The organism is Pedococcus badiiscoriae, assembly GCF_013408925.1.
In the GTDB taxonomy this organism is placed as follows: domain Bacteria; phylum Actinomycetota; class Actinomycetes; order Actinomycetales; family Dermatophilaceae; genus Pedococcus; species Pedococcus badiiscoriae.
The window spans coordinates 701,557-720,105 of record NZ_JACCAB010000001.1 but is presented as its reverse complement, the minus strand read 5'-3'; the positions used below and the strand labels follow the sequence as shown (position 1 = coordinate 720,105).

Genomic DNA, 18,549 nt, shown 5'->3' with positions numbered 1-18,549 from the left:
ACGATGGTCACCGAGCCCGGGCGGGTCAGTGGTGCCCCCAGCGACTTCGCCGACGATGTGCTCGAGGTGGTCGACACGATCCCCGAGGGGATGGTGATGACCTACGGCGACATCGCCGAGCTGCTCGGTCGCGGTGGGCCCCGTGGCGTCGGCACCGTGATGGCCAGGTATGGCTCGGACGTCCCCTGGTGGCGGGTGATCCGCGCCGGGGGCTACTTCCCGCAGGGGCTCGAGGACGAGGCGCTGGCGCACTACCGGCAGGAGGGCACTCCACTGGTCCGCGGGCAGGTCGACGGGCGCCGGGTCGACCTGGCGCGCGCTCGCTGGCTGGAGGCCCAGCCGCCGGTCCCCCCGGCCTCGTGACGTCGGCTCGACCGCGCGCGGAGCGGGGGTCTGTGCACAGACATCCGTGCCACTTCGCACTGAGCTGGTCTGTGGTCAGAAGGCCGAGGGTCTGTGCACAGACGTGCGCGCCGACGATCAGGCTGTCGTCGTGGGAGTGGCGCGGGTGCCACTGTCGGTCGCGGATGGTGGGATGAACCGATGCTGACCCTGCGCCGAGCTCCGAGCGTGGTGGTGCAGGCGCCCCCGCTGGACGATGTCCAGCTGGCCGCGCTCGCCCACCGCGGCGGACTGCTGCGCGTGCTCGGCGGCCCGGGCACCGGCAAGACGACGACAGCGATCGAGGCCGTCGTGGCGCGCGTCGAGTCGGGGGAGGCAACGCCCGACCAGTGCCTCATCCTGACCTCCTCGCGCGTCGCCGCGGGCAGCCTGCGGGAGCGGGTGACGTCCCGGCTCGGAGGCACCTCGACCGAGCCGCTGGCCAGGACCCACCAGGCGCTCGGTTTCGGCATCCTGCGCCAGGCGGCGGCGCTGCGCGGCGACCCCACACCCCGGCTGCTCAGCGGACCCGAGCAGGACGTCATCCTGCGGGAGCTGCTGGCCGGTCACGCCGAGGAGGGCACGGGCCCCGACTGGCCCGAGCGGGTGCATCTCGCGCTGGGCACCCGCGGCTTCCGGGGTGAGCTGCGCGACCTGCTCATGAGGGCGGTCGAGCACGACCTCGAGCCGGCCGACCTCGTCCGCCTGGGGCGTGAGCACGGCAGGCCCGAATGGGTCGCGGCGGCTGACGTGCTCGCCGAGTACGACGAGGTCACGGCCCTGTCCGCGCCCGGCGCCTACGACCCGGCGTGGATCCTGGGGGCCGCGGCAGACCTCCTGCAGGAGGACCCCGCCGCACGCGGCCGACTGGTCGACGGGCTGCGCCTGGTGGTCGTCGACGACGCCCAGGAGCTCACCTCCGCCGCGGCCCGCCTGCTGCGCACGATCGCCTCGCCAGGGCTCGACCTGATCCTGCTCGGCGACCCCGACAGTGCGGTGCAGACCTTCCGGGGCGCCGACCCGCGCCACCTCAGCGACGGGTGGACGCAGCTGGCCACCGCGGGGGAGCCGCGCACCCTCGTGCTGCCCACGGCATACCGGCTGCCGCAGGCGCTCGTCGACGCGGCGGCCAGGGTTGCTCCCAAGATCGGCGCCCTCGGCGGCGGCCTGCAGCGTGGCGCGGCCGCCGGGCGTGCGGGTGGCCAGGTCGACGTACGGCTGCTGCGCGCGGTGAGCCAGGAGGCCAGCTATGTGGCAGCGGAGCTGCGCGAGGCGCACCTGCGGTTCGGCATCCCCTGGTCGGAGATGGCGGTCATCGTCCGTGGCCAGGGCCGCACCGCCACCCTGCGCCGCGTGCTGATGGCGGCGGGGGTGCCCGTCGCCGGCACGGCCACGGACCTCCCGGTGCGCGACGAGGTGGCGGTACGCCCCCTGCTGGCCCTTCTCGGGGTGGTCCTCGACCTGGCCCGCGGTGCGACGGACGCCCTCGACCCCGAGGTGGCGGTCGACACCCTCCTGTCCCCGATCGGTGGCGCGGACGCGGTCGGGCTACGGCGGCTGCGTCGCGCGCAGCGCAGGATCGAGCTCGGGAACGGCGGAGGGCGCACGAGTGACGAGCTCTTGGCCGCGGCACTGGTCGCTCCTGGTGCCCTGATCGAGCTCGGGCCCGAGGCCATCCCGGCGCGGCGGGTGGCGGCCACCATCGCGGCCGGGGTCAAGGCCGCACGGGGCGCCCTGGACGGTAGCGCCGCGGGCGACGGGGACCCGGTCTGGCGCTGGGAGCCCGGCGTCACCGCGGAGTCGGTGCTCTGGGCCATGTGGGCCGCCACCGGGCTCGGCGCCGAGTGGCAGGCGACCGCGCTCGGCGGTGGCTCGGGCGCCGCGCGGGCCGACCGCGACCTCGACGCCGTGGTGGGCCTGTTCGACGCGGCGGCGAAGTTCGTCGACCGGCTCCCGCAGGCCGGGCCCGAGGAGTTCCTCACCCACATCGGCAACCAGGACATCCCCGGTGACACCCTGGTCGCGCGGTCACCGGTGGGCGAGTCGGTCACCGTCACGACCCCCCAGGCGGCTGCCGGTCGCCAGTGGCACCTTGTCGTCGTCGCGGGGGTGCAGGAGGGCGTCTGGCCGGACCTGCGGCTGCGGGGGTCGCTGCTCGGGTCGGAGCACCTGGTCGACGTGGTGTCAGGTCGGGCCACGACGTTCCGGGCGGCCCAGGCCGCCGTCCGGTACGACGAGACCAGGTCGTTCCTCGTCGCGCTGACCCGGGCGAGCGACCGGGTCATCGTCACGGCGGTCCGCTCCGACGACGAGCAGCCCTCCGTATACCTCGACGTCGTCGACCCGGAAACCATTGCCACCCAAGGGGATCGGCGCTTCGCCGAGGTCGCGCGCACGATGACCCTGCCGACGCTCGTCGGCGAGCTGCGCCGTCAGCTCGTCTCCGCTGACTCCGGCGTACGCGCCACCGCGGTGGCCGCCCTGGCCCGGCTCACCCACGAGGGCGTGCCGGGTGCTGATCCCAGCCAGTGGTGGGCCCTGCGCGAGGTGTCCGACGACCGGCCGCTGCGCGCGCAGGACCAGGAGGTCAGGGTCTCGCCGAGCAAGGTCGAGTCGTTCGGCAGCTGCGGCCTGCGCTGGCTGCTCGGCTCCGTCGGTGGGGACGGGCCGTCCGTGGGGGCGGCGGACATCGGCACGCTCGTGCACGACATCGCGGCCGAGCTCGGTGACGTCGATGCCGACACCCTGGTCGCCGAGGTCGATGCCCGCTGGGGCCGCCTCGGTATGCCGGCCGGCTGGGTCTCGGACCGCAAGCGCCACGAGGCGCATGGCATGGTCCGCAGGCTCGCGACCTACTTCGAGGAGGCCCGGGCGGCCGGCTGGGTGCGGCTCGGCGCGGAGCTCGACATGAAGGTCGTCCTCGGCAGGGCCGTGCTCAGCGGCAAGGTCGACCGCATCGAGGGCACGCCTGACGGGACCGCCCTGCGTGTCGTCGACTACAAGACGGGGAGCAGCAAGCCCCGCGCCGAGGAGCTGGCGCGCCACCCCCAGCTCGGTGCCTACCAGCTCGGTGTCGAGAGTGGCGCCTTCGGTGAGCTGGGTGACCGGTCCGCGGGGGCCGCCCTGCTCCAGGTCGGCAAGGCCGCCCTGGTCAAGACGACCCTGCAGACGCAGGACCCGCTGCGCGACGACGCGGACCCGCAGTGGGCCGCCGACCTCGTGACGGGGACGGCCGAGGGGATGGCCGGTTCGACGTTCGCGGCGACAGTGGGCGACTGGTGCAAGCTCTGCCAGGTCAAGGCGTCCTGCCCGGCCCAGCCCGAGGGGCGGGTGCTCTGATGGCGCGAGAGCTGTTGTCTGCCAAGGAGATTGCCAGTGCCCTGGGCTTGCCGGAGCCCACGGCTGCGCAGGTCGAGGTCATCGAGGCCCCCATGGCGCCCCTGCTCGTGGTGGCCGGGGCGGGGTCGGGCAAGACCGAGACGATGACGGGGCGCGTCGTGTGGCTGGTCGCCAACGGCTTCGTGGAGCCCGACCAGGTCCTCGGCCTGACCTTCACCCGCAAGGCTGCGACCGAGCTCGCCGAACGCATCGGGGCCCGTCTGCGGCTGCTCCAGCAGCGCGACGTGTGGCATCCGCGCACCGACGACGCCGAGACCGGTGCGGAGGTGCTCGGCGGCACACCGACCGTGTCGACCTACCACTCGTATGCCGGGCGGCTCGTGCGCGAGCACGCCCTGCGGCTGGGGTACGAGTCCGAGTCCCGGCTGCTGTCCGAGGCCGCTGCGTGGCAGTACGCCTCCGAGGTGGTCGCTGCCTACGACGGGCCGATGGACGACGTGCAGTTCGCCGAGTCCACCGTGACCGCGGCCGTCGTGGACCTGGCAGGGGAGATGGCTGAGCACCTCGTCGAGGTCGGTGACGTCGCGGCATACCTGGAGCGGGTCCTGGCGGCCCTGGATGCGTTGCCTCCCCACCCGGGGGCGCGTGGCAAGGACCTTCCGGGGGAGGTCAAGAAGATGCGCGAGCAGCTGCGGGCGCGGGCCGGGGTGCTGCCGATGGTGCAGCGATACCTCGAGCTCAAGCGCGGCCGTGACGCGATGGACTTCGCCGACCAGATGGCGCTCGCGGCGCGTCTCGCGATGTCCTTCCCCGACATCGGTGCCATCGAGCGACAGCGGTTCGGCGCGGTGCTGCTCGACGAGTTCCAGGACACCTCAGCCGCCCAGCTCGAGCTGTTGCGGTCCCTGTTCGTGGCACCCGGGGAGCCCTCCCCGGTGACCGCCGTGGGCGACCCGCACCAGTCGATCTACGGATGGCGGGGGGCGAGTGCGACCACCCTCAGCGAGTTCCGCCGCGCGTTCGGCACCCCCACGCACCCGGCTCCCGTCCTGCCCCTGGCGACCAGCTGGCGCAACGACGTGGGGGTGCTCGAGGTGGCGAACGCCGTGGCGGGTCCGCTGCGCGCGGGGTCTAAGGTCCCTGTCGACGAGCTCGCTCCTCGTGCGGGGGCCGGGTCGGGTCGGGTGGCCGTCGCCCGGGTCGAGACCGCCGGCGACGAGGCTGCCCTGGTCGCCTCGTGGCTGGAGGAGCGTCGGGCGGCCGGGGCGAAGTCGGCCGCCGTCCTGTGCCGCAAACGGTCCCAGTTCGCTGCCTTGATCGAGGCGCTCGACTCCCGGGGGATTCCCCACGAGGTGGTGGGTCTCGGCGGCTTGCTGCTCACCCCGGAGATCGAGGACATCACCGCGCTGCTGCACGTCGTCAACGACCCGAGCCGCGGCGACCAGCTCATGCGGTTGCTCACCGGGCCGCTGTGTCGCCTCGGGGCGGCGGACCTCGACGGGCTGATGGCGTGGGCTCGCCACCAACAGGACCTCAGGCTGGGTGTCGAGGACCGGTTCGCGCCGCAGGACGACGACGACGCCGAAGGGGCCGTCGCCGAGGCGCTCGCCCAGCCCGGCGTCGGTGGTGGGTCGGGCCGAGCGACCTCGACGCCTCGCGACCAGGCGCCAGACAGCTCCGACCGCGTCAGCATCGTCGAGGCGGTGGACGATCCGCCGCGCCCCGGGTGGACCAGCTGGGACGGCAAGAGGGTCAGTGACGTGGGGCTGGGACGGCTACGCGGTCTGCAGCAGGCCATCCGCCGCCTGCGGTCCCTGACCGCCCTGCCGTTGGCCGATCTCGTGGGGGAGGCGGAGCGGGCCCTGGGCCTCGACATCGAGGTGCTGGCTCGCGAGGGCTACACGCCGGCCGCGGCGCGGGCCCACCTCGACGCCTTCGCGGACGTCGCGGCGACCTTCACGGTGAGCGCCGACCGGCCCAACCTCGGCGGGTTCCTGGCCTGGCTGACGGCTGCCCTGAAGGAGGAGCGGGGACTCGACAAGGGCTACATCGAGGCATCCTCGGACGCCGTCCAGATCCTGACCATCCACGCGGCGAAGGGCCTGGAGTGGGATGCCGTCGCGGTCCCCGGGCTCGTGGAGGGATCGTTCCCCGCCCTCTCCGCGGCGGTCAGCCGCTCCGACGGGGAGCAGTGGAGCGTGTCGCTGCCCAAGCAGCGCGGCTGGATCGGCGGACTGACCGACGGTGGCATCCCCTACGCCCTGCGGGGCGACCACGAGGGTCTCCCGCTGCTCGACTGGCAGGGCGCCTCGGACTGGAAGGACATGGAGACGCGGGTCGAGGCCTTCCTGCGTGGAGGCGGCGACCACGGGGTCGAGGAGGAGCGCCGACTCGCCTACGTCGCCTTCACCCGCGCCCGGTCCGACATGCTGCTGACAGCGCCGGTCTGGACCGATGGCAAGACCCCCAAGGTCACCTCCAGGTTCCTCACCGAGCTCCTGGAGGCCGAGTCGGCCCTGCCCGTCGACCGCCTCGCGTGGGTCGACCTTCCCGACCCGGCCGTGCCGGAGGAGGCCCTGAACCCGACGGCCGCCGAGGCCCTGTCGGTGCAGTGGCCGGCCGACCCGCTCGCCCAGCGCCGTGCCGCGCTGGCAGCGGGGGCTGCCGCTGTCCGGTCGGCCGTGGAGGCCCAGCGCGAGGATGCCCGCGAGGATGCCGGCGGGCTGGGTGGAACTGTGGAGCAGGGAGTGCTTCCGATGCCGGGCGCCGCCTTGCCGGTGCTCGAGGAGCTGGACCTGCTACTCGAGGAGCGCCGTCGACTCGCCCACCGTGGCGCCGTCACCGTGCTGATGCCGCGGCACCTCTCGGCGTCGGCCGTGGTGGCGCTGGCCCAGGACCCGGCCCGTTTCGCCTCAGCCCTGCGTCGCCCCATGCCCGAACCCCCGGCGCTGGCCGCCCGCCGGGGGACGGCCTTCCACGCGTGGGTGGAGCAGCACTTCGCCCAGGCCGCCATCGTGGACATCCTCGACCTGCCCGGCAGCGCCGACGACGACCCCGGCGACGACGGCGACCTGCCCCTCATGAAGGAGCGGTTCCTCGCCAGCGACTGGGCCCATCGCACGCCGGCAGAGATCGAGATCGCCGTGGAGACCGTCATCGACGGGATCGCCGTGCGCGGTCGCATCGACGCCGTCTTCCCCCGGCCGGGTGGTGGCTTCACGATCGTCGACTGGAAGACGGGTGCCAAGCCTTCGGGTGGCTCCGGAGCGACTCGCGCCCTGCAGCTCGCCGCCTACCGTGTCGCGTTCGCGCGGCTGCGCGGCCTGGACCTCGACGACGTCGATGCCGCGTTCTACTACGCGGCCACGGGCGAGACCGTGTGGCCGGACCTGCCCGATGACCGCTCCCTCGCGACGTTGTTGGCAGGCGTCCCGGAGTAGCGGCGGGGCCCGCCGGCCGCCACCGTCCGGTCGGCTCTACCGTCGCGGGCTGTAGCCGGGCTCGAACTCGGGCCCGGGGTCGTCGCCCTCGATGGGCGTGATGGGGTCGGGGGCCGTGACGGCCTCGTCGCGGCGCCCGGCGGTTCGCAGCTCTGTCACGTCGATCTCGGCCGTGATGTCGTGTGCGTCCGACGCGGAGCGTTCCCGGCCGCCCTCGTCGACCTCATCGAGCCCGTCGTCGTCATCGCCCTCGTCGAACCCGTCGCCCTCGTCGAACCCGTGGCCCTTGTCGCCTGCGCCGAGCGCGTCAACCTCAAAGCCGTCGTCGAGCGTGTCGACGCTGCTGCCGGACGGGTCAGGGTCGCCGGCCGTTCGAGCGAACATGACCTCGACATCGTCCTCGTCGTCTTCGTCGTCCTCGACGACCACTGGCGGCACGAGCACCGGGCTCTTGGGCCGTGCCGGAGCAAGACCGGCCCGCCTGTAGTCGTTGGCCTCTTCCTCCTCCGCGTGCGCGCGAGCGTCCAGTCGGCGCAGGGCAGCGGCGTGGCGTTCGACCTCCAGGCGGTCGCCTCCGGTCACGGCCGACATCAGCTGCGACAGGGTCCGCATCTGGGCGCAGAGCTTGGCGCGGGTCAGCAGGTGGACGTCAGGGCGCTCCGCGCGGGCGTGCGCGTAGGCCTCCATCAGCGTCTCCAGAGCCCTCGGTGGGGCTTGAGTGACCAGCGCGAAGAAGTCGTCGGCCGGGTCGGCGACCTTCGCATCCTCCCAGCCGGTGAACGCCTTCACGCGGCCGGTCGACGCGTCGTCCTCGTCGTCGAAGACCACGAGGACCTGGTCTCCGGTGAGGTCACCGTGGGTCGGTGTCGGAGCGAACCGCCACAGCGTCACGTCCTCGAGGAGCTTCTCCCACCGCGCGAGCAGCCCCGTGGGGACGTGTCCGGTGGCGGCCGCCCGGTCGAGCTCGCTGAGCCGACGGGTGCGGTACGTGTCCGCGTCGTAGGCCGGGAGTCCGGCTTCGTCGAAGAGCCCGTGGTCGGCGTTGTGGAGGGCGGCGATGGCCCGGCCGAGCTCGGCGGCGAGCCCCGGGCCGCCCGGCAGCTGGGCGAAGTCGATGTTCTGCCCCGGCAGGTACGGATAGATGGCGGCTCGGCCGCCCCCCTTCAGGGGCGCGAAACCCTTGGGCGTCGGCACACTGAACGGCAACCGTCGGGCCAGCAGGGTCAGCAGGCCGAAGGTGGACTCCATCTGGGCCGCGGCCGCCTGGCTGCGTGGCACCCGGACGACCCAGCGGCGGTGTTGGGTGTCCTGCACGAACGCCACGTCGTACTGCTGCTCGGGCGCACCGGGGAGGGCCTCGACGCTGGCGGGGTCGAGGCCCGGCACAGCGGCACTGGCGAGTGCGGCGAGGAAGAGGGGGCTGCGGTCCACACCGTCACCGTATGCCGTGCGGGCGCGCCTAGGGTGGAGGCGTGGGCCTCCCGATCGAAACTCTCCCGAATCTGTCGCTCGCCCGTCCCGGCCTGGATCGTCACGCGCTGCGGCGGTCCGAACCCGACCTGCTGCCGCGGCTGTTGGCGCAGCCCACCACCCGGGTGCTGGTCGTGCGCGGCGACACGGTCCCAGTGGTCGCCGGGGCTGGGCAGGACGGGCCGGCGCTGGCGTTGCGACCGCCGACGGAGACGGACTCCACCGCGCTGGTCCTCTACCTGGGGCAGGACGGTGAGGGCACGGCATACCTCGCGGTGGTGGAACCCGCCGCGCCGTCCGGACAGACCGCGTCGGCCGGGTCGTCCGGGTCTGGTGGCGAGGAGGCGGGGGACGAGGGGGAGCAGTGGCGCACGCTGCGACAGATCGGGGCGGACCTGTCCGACCGCGACGCGACGCTCTTCGCCACCGCCCTGGCACTGGCGAACTGGCACGCCACCCACACCCACTGTCCACGCTGCGGTGCCACGACCACGCCCGACCAGGGAGGCTGGCTGCGCCGGTGCGACGCGGAGGGCAGCGAGCACTACCCCCGGACGGATGTCGCGGTGATCATGTCGGTCATCGACGACGAGGACCGCATCCTGCTGGCCAGGGGCGCGGGCTGGGGGACCGGGCGGTTCTCGGTGCTGGCGGGCTTCCTCGAACCGGGAGAGAGCCTGGCTGCCGCGGTCGCGCGCGAGGTCCACGAGGAGGTGGGCCTGGAGGTCCGCGACGTCGAGTACCTCGGGGACCAGCCGTGGCCGTTCCCGAACTCGATCATGGTCGGGTTCACCGCACGAGCGACCGCCAGCGACCTGCGGATCCAGGAGTCGGAGATCGCGGAGGCCCGGTGGTTCACCAAGGACGAGTACCGCGAGATCCTCGCCACCGGGCAGGTGAGTGCGTCGACGCGGCTGTCGATCGCGCGCAGGATCATCGAGCGGTGGCTGGGCCACGACCTCGCGGACGTGGCGCCGGCCTGAGCCCGCCTGAGTTCGCTAGCCCGGCTGAACCCGGCAGCGCCCGGCGCGAGCGTGTCAGGCCTCAGCGCGTCAGGACGCGAGCTTGCGCTTGACCTCGTGGATGGACGGGTTCGTCGCCGAGGAGCCGTCCGGGAAGAGCAGCGTGGGGACAGTCTGGTTGCCGTCGTTGGCGTCCATCACGAACTTCACGGCCTCGGGCACCTCCTCGATGTTCACCTCGGTGAAGGCGATGCCCTCGCGGCCCATCTGTGCCTTGAGACGGTTGCAGTACCCGCACCACGAGGTGCTGAACATCGTCACGGAGCCGGGGGCAGGGGACTTCAGGGCGTTGGCGCTCATGCGTCTCTTTCGCAGGTGGGGCGGTCACGGGGACCGGGGGTTCGTAGTCGACAACACCGACCCGGCGGCTGATCTTCCGGGTCGGCATGTGATCTCTGTGACCATGATGGCTCACCTCGCAGACTCCCGCACCGGACCCCGCCCGTACTCGCAGTGACCGCGGGTCGCAATCTCGGCTGGTCCAGTGACGACCGGCGTCGGTCGCGCATGACAGGATCGCGCCGATGACTGTCCAGCCCCGCGGCATACCCGTGCACGCCTCCGCCGACGACATCCTCGACGCGCTCGACCCCGAGCAGCGCGAGGTGGCCGCGCACCCCCTGGGGCCCATGGTGGTGCTGGCGGGGGCAGGCACCGGCAAGACCCGCGCGATCACCCACCGCATCGCCTACGGCGTGCACTCGGGCGCCTACCAGGGCCCCCGCGTGCTGGCCGTGACGTTCACCGCGCGCGCTGCCGGCGAGATGCGCACCCGGCTTCGCACCCTCGGGGTCGGCGGGGTGCAGGCCCGCACCTTCCACGCGGCCGCGCTGCGCCAGCTGCACTACTTCTGGCCGCAGGCGATCGGCGGTGCGGCCCCCGAGGTGATGAGCCAGAAGGCCGCAGCGGTGGCCCAAGCCGCTGCGTCCCTGCGGCTCGACCTCGCCCGCGACCGCACCGCCATCCGCGACCTCGCCGCCGAGGTGGAGTGGGCCAAGGTCTCGATGCTCACCCCGGAGACGTATGCCGCGGGTGCGCGGGCCGCCCGCCGCGAACCTCCCGGTCTGGACGCGACCGCGATGGCCCGGGTGCTGGAGGCCTACGAGCAGGTCAAGACCCAGCGGGGGGTGATCGACTTCGAGGACGTCCTGCTGCTCACCGTCGGGATCCTCGCGGAGCGCGAGGACATCGCCAGGGCCGTGCGCTCGCAGTACCGGCACTTCGTCGTGGACGAGTACCAGGACGTCAACGCGCTGCAGCAACGCCTGCTCGACCTGTGGGTGGGCGGACGGGACGACCTGTGCGTCGTGGGGGACCCCGCGCAGACGATCTACTCCTTCACTGGTGCGAGCCCACGTCACCTGCTCGACTTCCAGACCCGGCACCCCAAGGCTCGGCTCGTCCGGCTGGTCCGCAACTACCGGTCGACCCCGCAGATCGTGGGACTGGCCAACCTCGTCGTGCGCGGGCCGTCGGGCTCGATGCGCAGCAACGCCGTCCAGCTGCAGGCCCAGGGCGCCGACGGGCCGACGCCGGTGCTGACCTCCCACCCGGACGACCCGGCCGAGGCGGCAGCGGTGGCCCGGGAGATCGCCGCCCTCGTGGCTCAAGGGGTCTCGCCGGCCGAGATCGCGGTGCTCTTCCGCACCAACGGGCAGTCCGAGGCCTTCGAGTCGGCGCTGGCCGAGCAGGAGATCCCCTACCTCGTCCGCGGAGGGGAGAGGTTCTTCGCGCGCCGGGAGGTCCGCGACGCGATTCTGCTGCTGCGCGGGGCCGCTCGCTCCGATGACGCGTCCAAGCCGTTGCCCGAGCTGGTCCGTGACGTGCTGCTCGGGGCCGGCTGGACCCGCGAGCCCCCCGGCTCGGGTGGCGCCGGCCGCGAGCGGTGGGAGTCGCTCAGCGCGCTCGCAGCCCTGGCCGACGACCTGGTCGCCACGACGCCGCAGGCGCGGCTGCCCGACTTCATCCGCGAGCTCGACGAGCGCGCCGCGGCGCAGCACGCCCCGGCCGTGCAGGGCGTCACCCTGGCCTCGCTGCACGCAGCCAAGGGGCTGGAGTGGGACGTCGTGTTCCTCGCCGGCGTCTCGGACGGGTACCTGCCGATCATGATGGCCGAGACCCCGGAGGCGATCGAGGAGGAGCGGAGGCTGACCTACGTCGGGGTGACGCGGGCGCGGCGCGAGCTGAGGTTGTCCTGGTCGGGGGCGCGCACCCCCGGGGCCCGGGCGAGCCGACGACCCTCCCGCTTCCTCGACGGGGCGGCGAGCATCCTCGGCGACGGTGCCCGCTCGACCCCCAAGGGATCCGGCAAGGTCGGGTCCGCGCAGGGTTCCGGCAGAGCCGGTCGAGGCAAGCAGCTCAAGGCCGCCCTCCCCATGCACTGCCGCACCTGCGGCACCGAGCTCACCACGGCGGCACAGCGCAAGACCGGTCGGTGTGACACCTGCCCGCCGACCTACTCCGAGGAGACGTTCGAGCGGCTTCGCGCCTGGCGACTGGCCGTGGCGCGTGAGGCGAGCGTGCCGGCATACGTCGTCTTCACCGATGCGACGCTCACGGCGATCGCCGAGCGCGAGCCCACCTCCGACGGTGAGCTGACTCAGATCTCCGGGGTCGGGGCACGCAAGCTGGGGCTCTACGGCGCGCAGGTGCTGGCGCTCATCGGCGGCCAGGACGTCGATTCTGTGCTCGAAAGTCATTCTGTCGCAACGGATTCCGACGAATAGGCTCGCGTTTACCAATTCTTTGCGGGAAATCTCGTTAAATGCGTTGCTGCCCCGCAGAGGCGTCCCGTACTCTGGAGCAACACACCAGCCCAGGGTGTCGCGCGCGATGCGCTGGGGTCCACGAGCAGCCGAAGGAGGGTAGGTCCCAATGGAGAACTTCACGATGACGATCGACGCGACTCACATGTCCCGCGTCCGTTCCGTGTGCCCCGAGGCCGGCCGTGTCCTCCTCGCAGGCAGCCGTGGATGGGTCCAGGGGACCACTGTGCCCGCGCCCATCACCACGTCCGTGATCACCGATGCTCCGGTCCCGACGTCCTACGTCGGCGCCTTCGGTGCCACCAAGGATCTCGAGTTCCGTCCCTTCGGAGAGCCACCTGTCTAGGCCACCAGCCAGCAGGCCCTCTCCGAGGCCGCGGAACCCGATATCCGGGATCCGCGGCCTTTCTGTTTGTCCAGACAGATTTCTTCCGCACCACCGCCAGCAGGAAGAAGCACCACCACCGATGAAGTCCGACACCGAAGAGAACGGGCCGGCCCCCGACCGGGGACCCACCGGCCAGACGGAACCAGGGAAATCTGCCACCACCGTGGCGGGACGACGAGAGGGAGGTGACACCCGATGCATCTGAGCGCACTCCACGACCTGAACGAGCAGGCCGCGATCGCAGGCGCCGGCATCCCGTGTCGAGAGAACGACGCGGAGATGTGGTTCGCCGAGAGCCCGGCCGACGTCGAGTTCGCGAAGTCGCTGTGCCACACGTGCCCGGCCAGGGCCGCCTGCTTCGCGGGCGCGCTCGAGCGGTCCGAGCCGTGGGGCGTGTGGGGCGGTGAGCTCTTCATCCAGGGCGTCGTCGTCGCACGCAAGCGGCCGCGTGGCCGGCCGCGGAAGAACCCGGTCGCCGCCTGATGTCGTCCATGACGTCCTTCGTGACCACTGGCGGGGGCGCCGGAGGGGTGATCGCGGGGCCAGCCGCAGGAGCTGGCCCCGCGGGACCGACCGTCGATCCCGCCCACCCTTCACCCGCCCACCTTTCACCCCTGCACCTTTCACCCACCCACTTTTCACACACCAGGAGCTTCACCATGTTCCAGGCCTTGTACGCCGACCTGGCGCGCGCCCATCGACGGCGCCGTCAACGGGAGTACCAGCGCCGGCTCGAGGCGCAGGCGCAGCACGAGATGCTGCTCGCCCTGCCTCGAATGCTGGCTCGGTGACCCCCGCGCCCGAACCCGCCGGGACCTTCCGCTCTGGAGGTCGTCCCGGCGGGTTCTCTCATGTCCGGGCGGGTTCCGGCTCCCGACTGGCTAGGGTCCGGGCATGTCTCGCGAAGCCGTCGTCTCGGCCCTGACGGCCCCGGACCTGTCCGCGGTCGTCGACCTCGTGGTCTGGGTCGACGACGGGGTGGCCCATGCCGCCAACCACCTCGGCGCCGTCAGGCTGCACGCCGACGGCACCCACGAGGTCCTGTCCGGGGTGGACCCGGTGGCGAGCGAGGACCCGATGGCGTTCCTGCCGTACGAGGTGGAGCTCGCGACCCCCGGCCCGCGGGTGTCCACCGACAACGCCTACCCGTATGCCGCGCAGCGGATCCTGTCGCTGTTCGCCGATCCCGACCGCAGCCCGGACCTCGCCGTGGTGCACACCCCGCGTCACTGGTTCGTCGACGAGGGCGGCCATGTGGGGGAACACGGCTCGCTCGACGTCATCCAGTCGAGGGCGCCGCTGGTGATGTCAGGCGCGGGTGTGGCCCGCCTGGGGGTCGTCGACGCCCACGCCCGGCTGGTCGACGTGGCGCCCACCCTCGCGGTCCTGGCGGGAGTGCCCGACGATGACCTGCTCGACGCCAACGGTGCGGCGCTCGACGGCGCTGCCCTCACGGCATACCTCGAACAGCGGCCGCACGGGCAGCGGTGCCGCGTCGTCGGCATCCTGTGGGACGGCGCCCACTGCGGTGACCTGCTCGACCTCGCGGCGAACGGCGAGCTGCCCGCGGTGGCGCGCCTGCTGCACCGGGGCACGGCGTTGCGCGGCGGCGCTGTCGCGGAGTTCCCCAGCGTCACCCTGACCAACCACACGTCGATCCTGACCGGGGTCGGGCCCGGGCGGCACGGGGTGCTGGGGAACGTCTACTACGACCGGGCGATGGGTGAGCAGGTCGTGCCCAACAACCCCGAGACGTGGCACCGCAGCGCGCAGTGGCTGCGGCCGGGAGTGCGCACCGTCTTCGAGATGGTGAACGACCATGTGCCACAAAGCAGCTCACCTCGCACCGCGAGCGTCGACGAGGCGATCGACCGGGGTGCGGACTACGGGACCATGGCGCTGCTGCGCATGGCGGGCGGGTTCGAGTCGGCCACCACCGGGATGGCTGACCTGCTGCCCGATCCCGCGACGTCGCCGTTCGTCCAGCAGCCCGACCACCTCGACGACCCCTACTTCCGCTGGTGCGTGCAGGTCGACGACATGGGGCTGCAGCAGGTGCTCGAGCTGTGGGAGACCGCCGACGACGCACCGACGCTGACCTGGTGGGCCAACGTGGTGACCGACGCCGGCCACCACGCGGGTGGCCCTCGGTCGGAGCCCGCCCGGGACTCGCTGCGCCAGAGTGACGCCCGGCTGGTGGCGTTCCTCGACCACCTCGAGGGACTAGGCGTCATGGACGAGGTGACGTTCGTGCTCACCGCTGACCACGGGTTCGAGAGCGCGGACCCGGGTGTCACCGGGTCGTGGAAGCCGGCCCTGGACGCCCTCGGCATCGCGTACCGCGACGAGGGTCCCGGCTTCGTCTACCTGTTCTGAGTTCGTCTGCCTGCTCTGAGTTCGTCTGACTGCTCTGAGCTCGTCCACCTGCCATGTGTCCGCCTACCTGCTGCGGGCGCCTGTCGTTAGGCTGGGCCGCATGGCTACGCAGATCCGGATCGCCCAGGACGAGGCTGCCGACGAGGTGCTGAGCACCGACCCGTTCGCCCTGCTCGTGGGCATGCTGCTCGACCAGCAGTACCCGATGGAACACGCGTTCCGCGGGCCCTGGAAGATCCTGTCGCGGTTCGGCACGCTCGCTCCCGACGCGATCGCGGCCGCGGAGGCGGAGTCGTTCGCCGACCTCTGTGCCACCCCGCCGGCGATCCACCGCTACGGCCGCTCGATGGCAGGCCGCGTGCAGCAGCTCGCGACCGTGGTGCGCGACCAGTACGACGGGCGGGCCGAGACGATCTGGACCGAGGCGAAGGACGCCCGCGACCTGCTGGCGCGGCTCAAGGCACTGCCCGGGTTCGGCGACCAGAAGGCGCGGATCTTCGCCGCCCTGGTCGGCAAGCAGCTGGACGTCCGACCGGCCGGTTGGCAGGAAGCCATCGGTCCGTACGCGGAGGACGGCTCCTACCGCTCCGTGGCCGACGTCGTCGACGCCTCGTCCCTGGCCAAGGTGCGCGAGTTCAAGCAGGCCGCCAAGGCAGCGGCGAAGGCCAAGGACGCCGCCCTCACCAAGGCCGCGCTCACCAAGAAGTAGCCATGGGCGACGCGGAGCGAACAGCGATGCAGCCGCCGGTCTGCGCGACCTGTGGCACCTCGGCCACCGACCCGGCACTGGCCGCGATCACGTGGACCCGGGGCACCGAGAACGGCCGCGAGGTCTGGATCTGCGACCGGTGCAGCCGCGAGCACCTGCGCAGCATCGAGGGCAAGCTCGACTCCGCCTGGTGGTGAGCGTGGGCCCCGGTCACGGGGCGGGCGGCGGTAGGTGACGCAGCTGCATACCCGGCATGTGGTCGACCACGATCTGGCGCGCTGGCACGGTCCCGCCGAGCTGGCACAGCACCCCGATGCCGCCCAGCCAGACCCGGTGGATCAGTAGGTAGCTCGGCGGCAGGTTGAGCTTCATCCCCACCAGGAACTCGGGCCGTCGGATGTCGTTGACGTGCGCGGCCACCCCCCGCAGCCAGGGGCGGCTGAAGGTGAACTCGGCGTGTGTCAGGGGCTCGATGAAGGGCTGGAGGTACTCCAGCAGCGCTTCGGCGTCCAGCGACATCGACGGCTTGATGAACCCCTCGGACCGCAGCCCATTCTCCAGCTCGGACGCCTCCGAGCGCAGGGCCGCGCCCACCAGCGAACCCATCGCCGGTGGTAGGCCCGCGGGCAGCCTGTTGACCGCGCCGTAGTCGATGACGCCGAGCCGTCCGTCGTCCAGCAGCCGGAAGTTGCCCGGGTGCGGGTCGGCGTGCAGCAACCCCGCGCGGGCCGGACCCACCAGCAGGAAGGCCATGTAGCGCGCGGAGGCGTCATTGCGCTGCTGGGGTGTGCCGGACGCGACGATCTGGGACAGCGGGGTGCCGTCCATCCACTCCGAGACGATGACGTGCTCGCTGTTGACCAGCACGTCGGGCACCGCGAAGTGCGGGTCGCCGCGGAACGCCTTGGCGAAGGTGCGCTGGTTGGCCGCCTCGAGGTTGTAGTCGAGCTCCTCGCTCATCCGGGACTTGAGCTCGTCGGTGATCGGCTTGATGTCCATGCCGGGGATCCAGCCGCCGGCCAGGCGGGCCACACGCGCGAGCTGGTTGAGGTCGGACAGCAGCGCCTTGCCCGCCCCGGGGTACTGGATCTTGACGGCAACCTCGCGCCCGTCCCGCCAGACCGCCCTGTGCACCTGGCCGATGGAGGCAGCGGCAGCCGGCGTGTCGTCGAACGACTGGAACTTGGCCGTCCGCCAGCGCGGCCCGAGCTCCTCGGCGAGGACCTTGTGGACGGTGGCTGCGGGCAGCGGGGGCGCCGCCTCCTGCAGCTTGGTCAGGGTGGCCCGGTAGGGGCCGGCCATCTCCTCGGGCAGTGCCGCCTCCATGACCGACATCGCCTGGCCGAACTTCATGGCGCCGCCCTTGAGCTCGCCGAGCACCTTGAACAGCTGCTCGGCCGTGCGGGCCTGGAGCTCGGCCGCGACGGCCTCCGCGGGCTTGCCACCGACTCGCTTGCCGAACCCCATGGCGGTGCGCCCGGCGAAACCCAGGGGCAGGCTGGCCAGTCGGGCCGTGCGGGTGACGGCACGGCGCGGGAGTTCGCTCACCCTGCCATTCTCGCCTGTGCGGAGGTGCCGACGTCAGCGGGTCGCCCAGACGTGTCGGATCCGTGCCTGCAGCCGCACCGCGGGTGCACCTCCCACTGCCGCTGTCGCACCCGCGGCCAGGGAAGCGACACCTCGAGGGAACGGCCCACCGGGAGCACCTGGCCGTCGAGCACCGCCAGGGCCACCATCGCGGTCATCGAGGTGGCCAGCCCGACCAGGGTCGTCTCGCCGCTGACCTCGGTGCCGGCTCCCACCCGGGCGGGCACCAGCTGTCCGAGCAGGGCCGGCCATCCCGGGTCACGGTCGGCGCGGGCGAGGTCCAGGCACCGCAGGCACGGTCCGTGCGGCACGACCACCGGCCCCACGACGGCCTCCAGCCCGTGCAGCACCACCGGCACGACAGGGATGCCGCGGACGCGCCAGGGCCCGGCGGCCGACGCGTCGAGGGCCTGGCTGCCGACCAGGACGACGAGTGCGGGGACTGGCGGCTCCGGTCGTCCGGTGAGCGACTGCTCCCAGTCGTCGGCCACCTCGACGCCCTGGCGCACGGTGCCGACTCCGGCGTGACGCAGCTGGGCAGCCAGCGCGGACGGCAGGCTTCCGCGACCCACGACGAACAGGTGGGCCGCGCGGCGCCTGGCCAGCGCGGCATACCCCTGCAGTGGTGGGGTGGTGGTGCGCAGCAACGCCTGGGCGTCGTGGGTGAGCAGGGCGCGCACCGCTGGGGGCACCGGCACGGGGTCGCCGGTCCGGGCGGTCAGGACGGGGTCGCCGGCCTCGACGACCAGGCCGTGCGCGAGGAGCAGGTCGAGCAGGTCCTGGCCGGCCGGGGAGCGCAGCGACTCAGGCACCGCGCGCGTGCCGTCCAGCGACTGGAGAGCGGTCACCTCGTCGTCGCGCAGCCCGTCGAGGACCACCGCGTGGTCGGGGTCGGTGCCGAACTGCACGCAGCCGGAGCCGCGCTGGAGCACGGGCCACACGGTCTTGAGGAGAGGGCGTCCGGTCACCCGGCCCAATCTCGCACATGGACGCGTGGCGGACTCGGGTCATCCACAGGAGCCGGAGCGGGCAGCTGAGAACGCCGCGAGGGGCGGACCCGACCGATGTCGGA

General features: G+C 72.7%; 14 protein-coding genes. 10 read left to right on the top strand and 4 right to left on the bottom strand.

Going from position 1 to position 18,549, the window contains the following annotated elements; translation table 11 throughout:
• Positions 1-3 precede the first annotated feature (3 nt).
• The 3 genes from BJ986_RS03355 (at position 4) to BJ986_RS03345 (ending at position 7,160) form a co-directional block, all read left to right on the top strand.
• On the top strand, positions 4-363 hold the full coding sequence (locus BJ986_RS03355; protein ID WP_179420718.1) for an MGMT family protein: 360 nt from the start codon (positions 4-6) through the stop codon (positions 361-363).
• A 180-nt stretch (positions 364-543) separates the two neighbouring features.
• Positions 544-3,720 (top strand): ATP-dependent helicase, encoded by a 3,177-nt coding sequence (locus BJ986_RS03350; protein ID WP_179420717.1) that lies wholly within the window; start codon positions 544-546, stop codon positions 3,718-3,720.
• Entirely contained in the window at positions 3,720-7,160 is a 3,441-nt protein-coding gene (locus BJ986_RS03345) for an ATP-dependent helicase (protein ID WP_179420716.1), read from the top strand. The genes BJ986_RS03350 and BJ986_RS03345 overlap by 1 nt, the downstream gene beginning before the upstream one ends.
• Positions 7,161-7,196: 36 nt before the next feature.
• On the opposite strand, the gene BJ986_RS03340 is transcribed toward BJ986_RS03345, so the two are convergent.
• The gene (locus BJ986_RS03340) at positions 7,197-8,591 is read right to left on the bottom strand and encodes a phosphotransferase (protein WP_179420715.1); all 1,395 of its coding nucleotides are present in this window, start codon (positions 8,589-8,591) and stop codon (positions 7,197-7,199) included.
• Between the two features lie 41 nt (positions 8,592-8,632).
• On the opposite strand from BJ986_RS03340, the gene nudC reads away from it, so the two are divergent.
• Positions 8,633-9,613, top strand: a complete 981-nt coding sequence (gene nudC / locus BJ986_RS03335; RefSeq protein WP_179420714.1) for an NAD(+) diphosphatase — start codon at positions 8,633-8,635, stop codon at positions 9,611-9,613.
• A 69-nt stretch (positions 9,614-9,682) separates the two neighbouring features.
• Here the strand turns inward: nudC and BJ986_RS03330 are convergent, their stop codons facing one another.
• The gene (locus BJ986_RS03330) at positions 9,683-9,952 is read right to left on the bottom strand and encodes a glutaredoxin domain-containing protein (RefSeq protein WP_179420713.1); all 270 of its coding nucleotides are present in this window, start codon (positions 9,950-9,952) and stop codon (positions 9,683-9,685) included.
• 224 nt (positions 9,953-10,176) lie between these two features.
• On the opposite strand from BJ986_RS03330, the gene BJ986_RS03325 reads away from it, so the two are divergent.
• The 6 genes from BJ986_RS03325 to BJ986_RS03305 all read left to right on the top strand — a co-directional run bounded on the left by BJ986_RS03325 (position 10,177) and on the right by BJ986_RS03305 (position 16,087).
• A complete protein-coding gene (locus BJ986_RS03325; protein WP_202881168.1) occupies positions 10,177-12,378 on the top strand; it encodes an ATP-dependent DNA helicase UvrD2 in 2,202 nt (733 codons plus the stop codon).
• 622 nt (positions 12,379-13,000) lie between these two features.
• Positions 13,001-13,288, top strand: coding sequence for a WhiB family transcriptional regulator (locus BJ986_RS03320; protein ID WP_179420712.1), 288 nt, complete (start codon positions 13,001-13,003; stop codon positions 13,286-13,288).
• A gap of 176 nt (positions 13,289-13,464) precedes the next feature.
• On the top strand, positions 13,465-13,596 hold the full coding sequence (locus BJ986_RS16560) for a hypothetical protein (protein ID WP_272955361.1): 132 nt from the start codon (positions 13,465-13,467) through the stop codon (positions 13,594-13,596).
• Positions 13,597-13,699: 103 nt separating this feature from the next.
• Positions 13,700-15,181, top strand: a complete 1,482-nt coding sequence (locus BJ986_RS03315; protein ID WP_179420711.1) for an alkaline phosphatase family protein — start codon at positions 13,700-13,702, stop codon at positions 15,179-15,181.
• Positions 15,182-15,281: 100 nt separating this feature from the next.
• Positions 15,282-15,890: an HhH-GPD-type base excision DNA repair protein gene (locus tag BJ986_RS03310; protein WP_179420710.1), complete on the top strand. Its 609-nt coding sequence runs from the start codon at positions 15,282-15,284 to the stop codon at positions 15,888-15,890.
• A gap of 2 nt (positions 15,891-15,892) precedes the next feature.
• Entirely contained in the window at positions 15,893-16,087 is a 195-nt protein-coding gene (locus tag BJ986_RS03305; RefSeq protein ID WP_179420114.1) for a hypothetical protein, read from the top strand.
• Between the two features lie 13 nt (positions 16,088-16,100).
• On the opposite strand, the gene BJ986_RS03300 is transcribed toward BJ986_RS03305, so the two are convergent.
• Together BJ986_RS03300 and BJ986_RS03295 are read right to left on the bottom strand one after the other, a co-directional pair.
• On the bottom strand, positions 16,101-17,438 hold the full coding sequence (locus tag BJ986_RS03300; RefSeq protein WP_179420709.1) for an AarF/UbiB family protein: 1,338 nt from the start codon (positions 17,436-17,438) through the stop codon (positions 16,101-16,103).
• A complete protein-coding gene (locus tag BJ986_RS03295; protein WP_179420708.1) occupies positions 17,435-18,445 on the bottom strand; it encodes a hypothetical protein in 1,011 nt (336 codons plus the stop codon). Before BJ986_RS03295 ends, BJ986_RS03300 begins: the two co-directional genes overlap by 4 nt.
• Positions 18,446-18,549: the final 104 nt, after the last annotated feature.

Excerpts from the sequence above, each read along its gene's own strand:
- BJ986_RS03315 (WP_179420711.1), top strand. The coding sequence starts at position 13,700 with ATGTCTCGCGAAGCCGTCGTCTCGGCCCTGACGGCCCCGGACCTGTCC.
- BJ986_RS03330 (WP_179420713.1), bottom strand. The coding sequence starts at position 9,952 with ATGAGCGCCAACGCCCTGAAGTCCCCTGCCCCCGGCTCCGTGACGATG.
- BJ986_RS16560 (WP_272955361.1), top strand. The coding sequence starts at position 13,465 with ATGTTCCAGGCCTTGTACGCCGACCTGGCGCGCGCCCATCGACGGCGC.
- BJ986_RS03350 (WP_179420717.1), top strand. The coding sequence starts at position 544 with ATGCTGACCCTGCGCCGAGCTCCGAGCGTGGTGGTGCAGGCGCCCCCG.
- BJ986_RS03325 (WP_202881168.1), top strand. The coding sequence starts at position 10,177 with ATGACTGTCCAGCCCCGCGGCATACCCGTGCACGCCTCCGCCGACGAC.
- BJ986_RS03345 (WP_179420716.1), top strand. The coding sequence starts at position 3,720 with ATGGCGCGAGAGCTGTTGTCTGCCAAGGAGATTGCCAGTGCCCTGGGC.
- BJ986_RS03320 (WP_179420712.1), top strand. The coding sequence starts at position 13,001 with ATGCATCTGAGCGCACTCCACGACCTGAACGAGCAGGCCGCGATCGCA.
- BJ986_RS03310 (WP_179420710.1), top strand. The coding sequence starts at position 15,282 with ATGGCTACGCAGATCCGGATCGCCCAGGACGAGGCTGCCGACGAGGTG.
- BJ986_RS03355 (WP_179420718.1), top strand. The coding sequence starts at position 4 with ATGGTCACCGAGCCCGGGCGGGTCAGTGGTGCCCCCAGCGACTTCGCC.
- BJ986_RS03305 (WP_179420114.1), top strand. The coding sequence starts at position 15,893 with ATGGGCGACGCGGAGCGAACAGCGATGCAGCCGCCGGTCTGCGCGACC.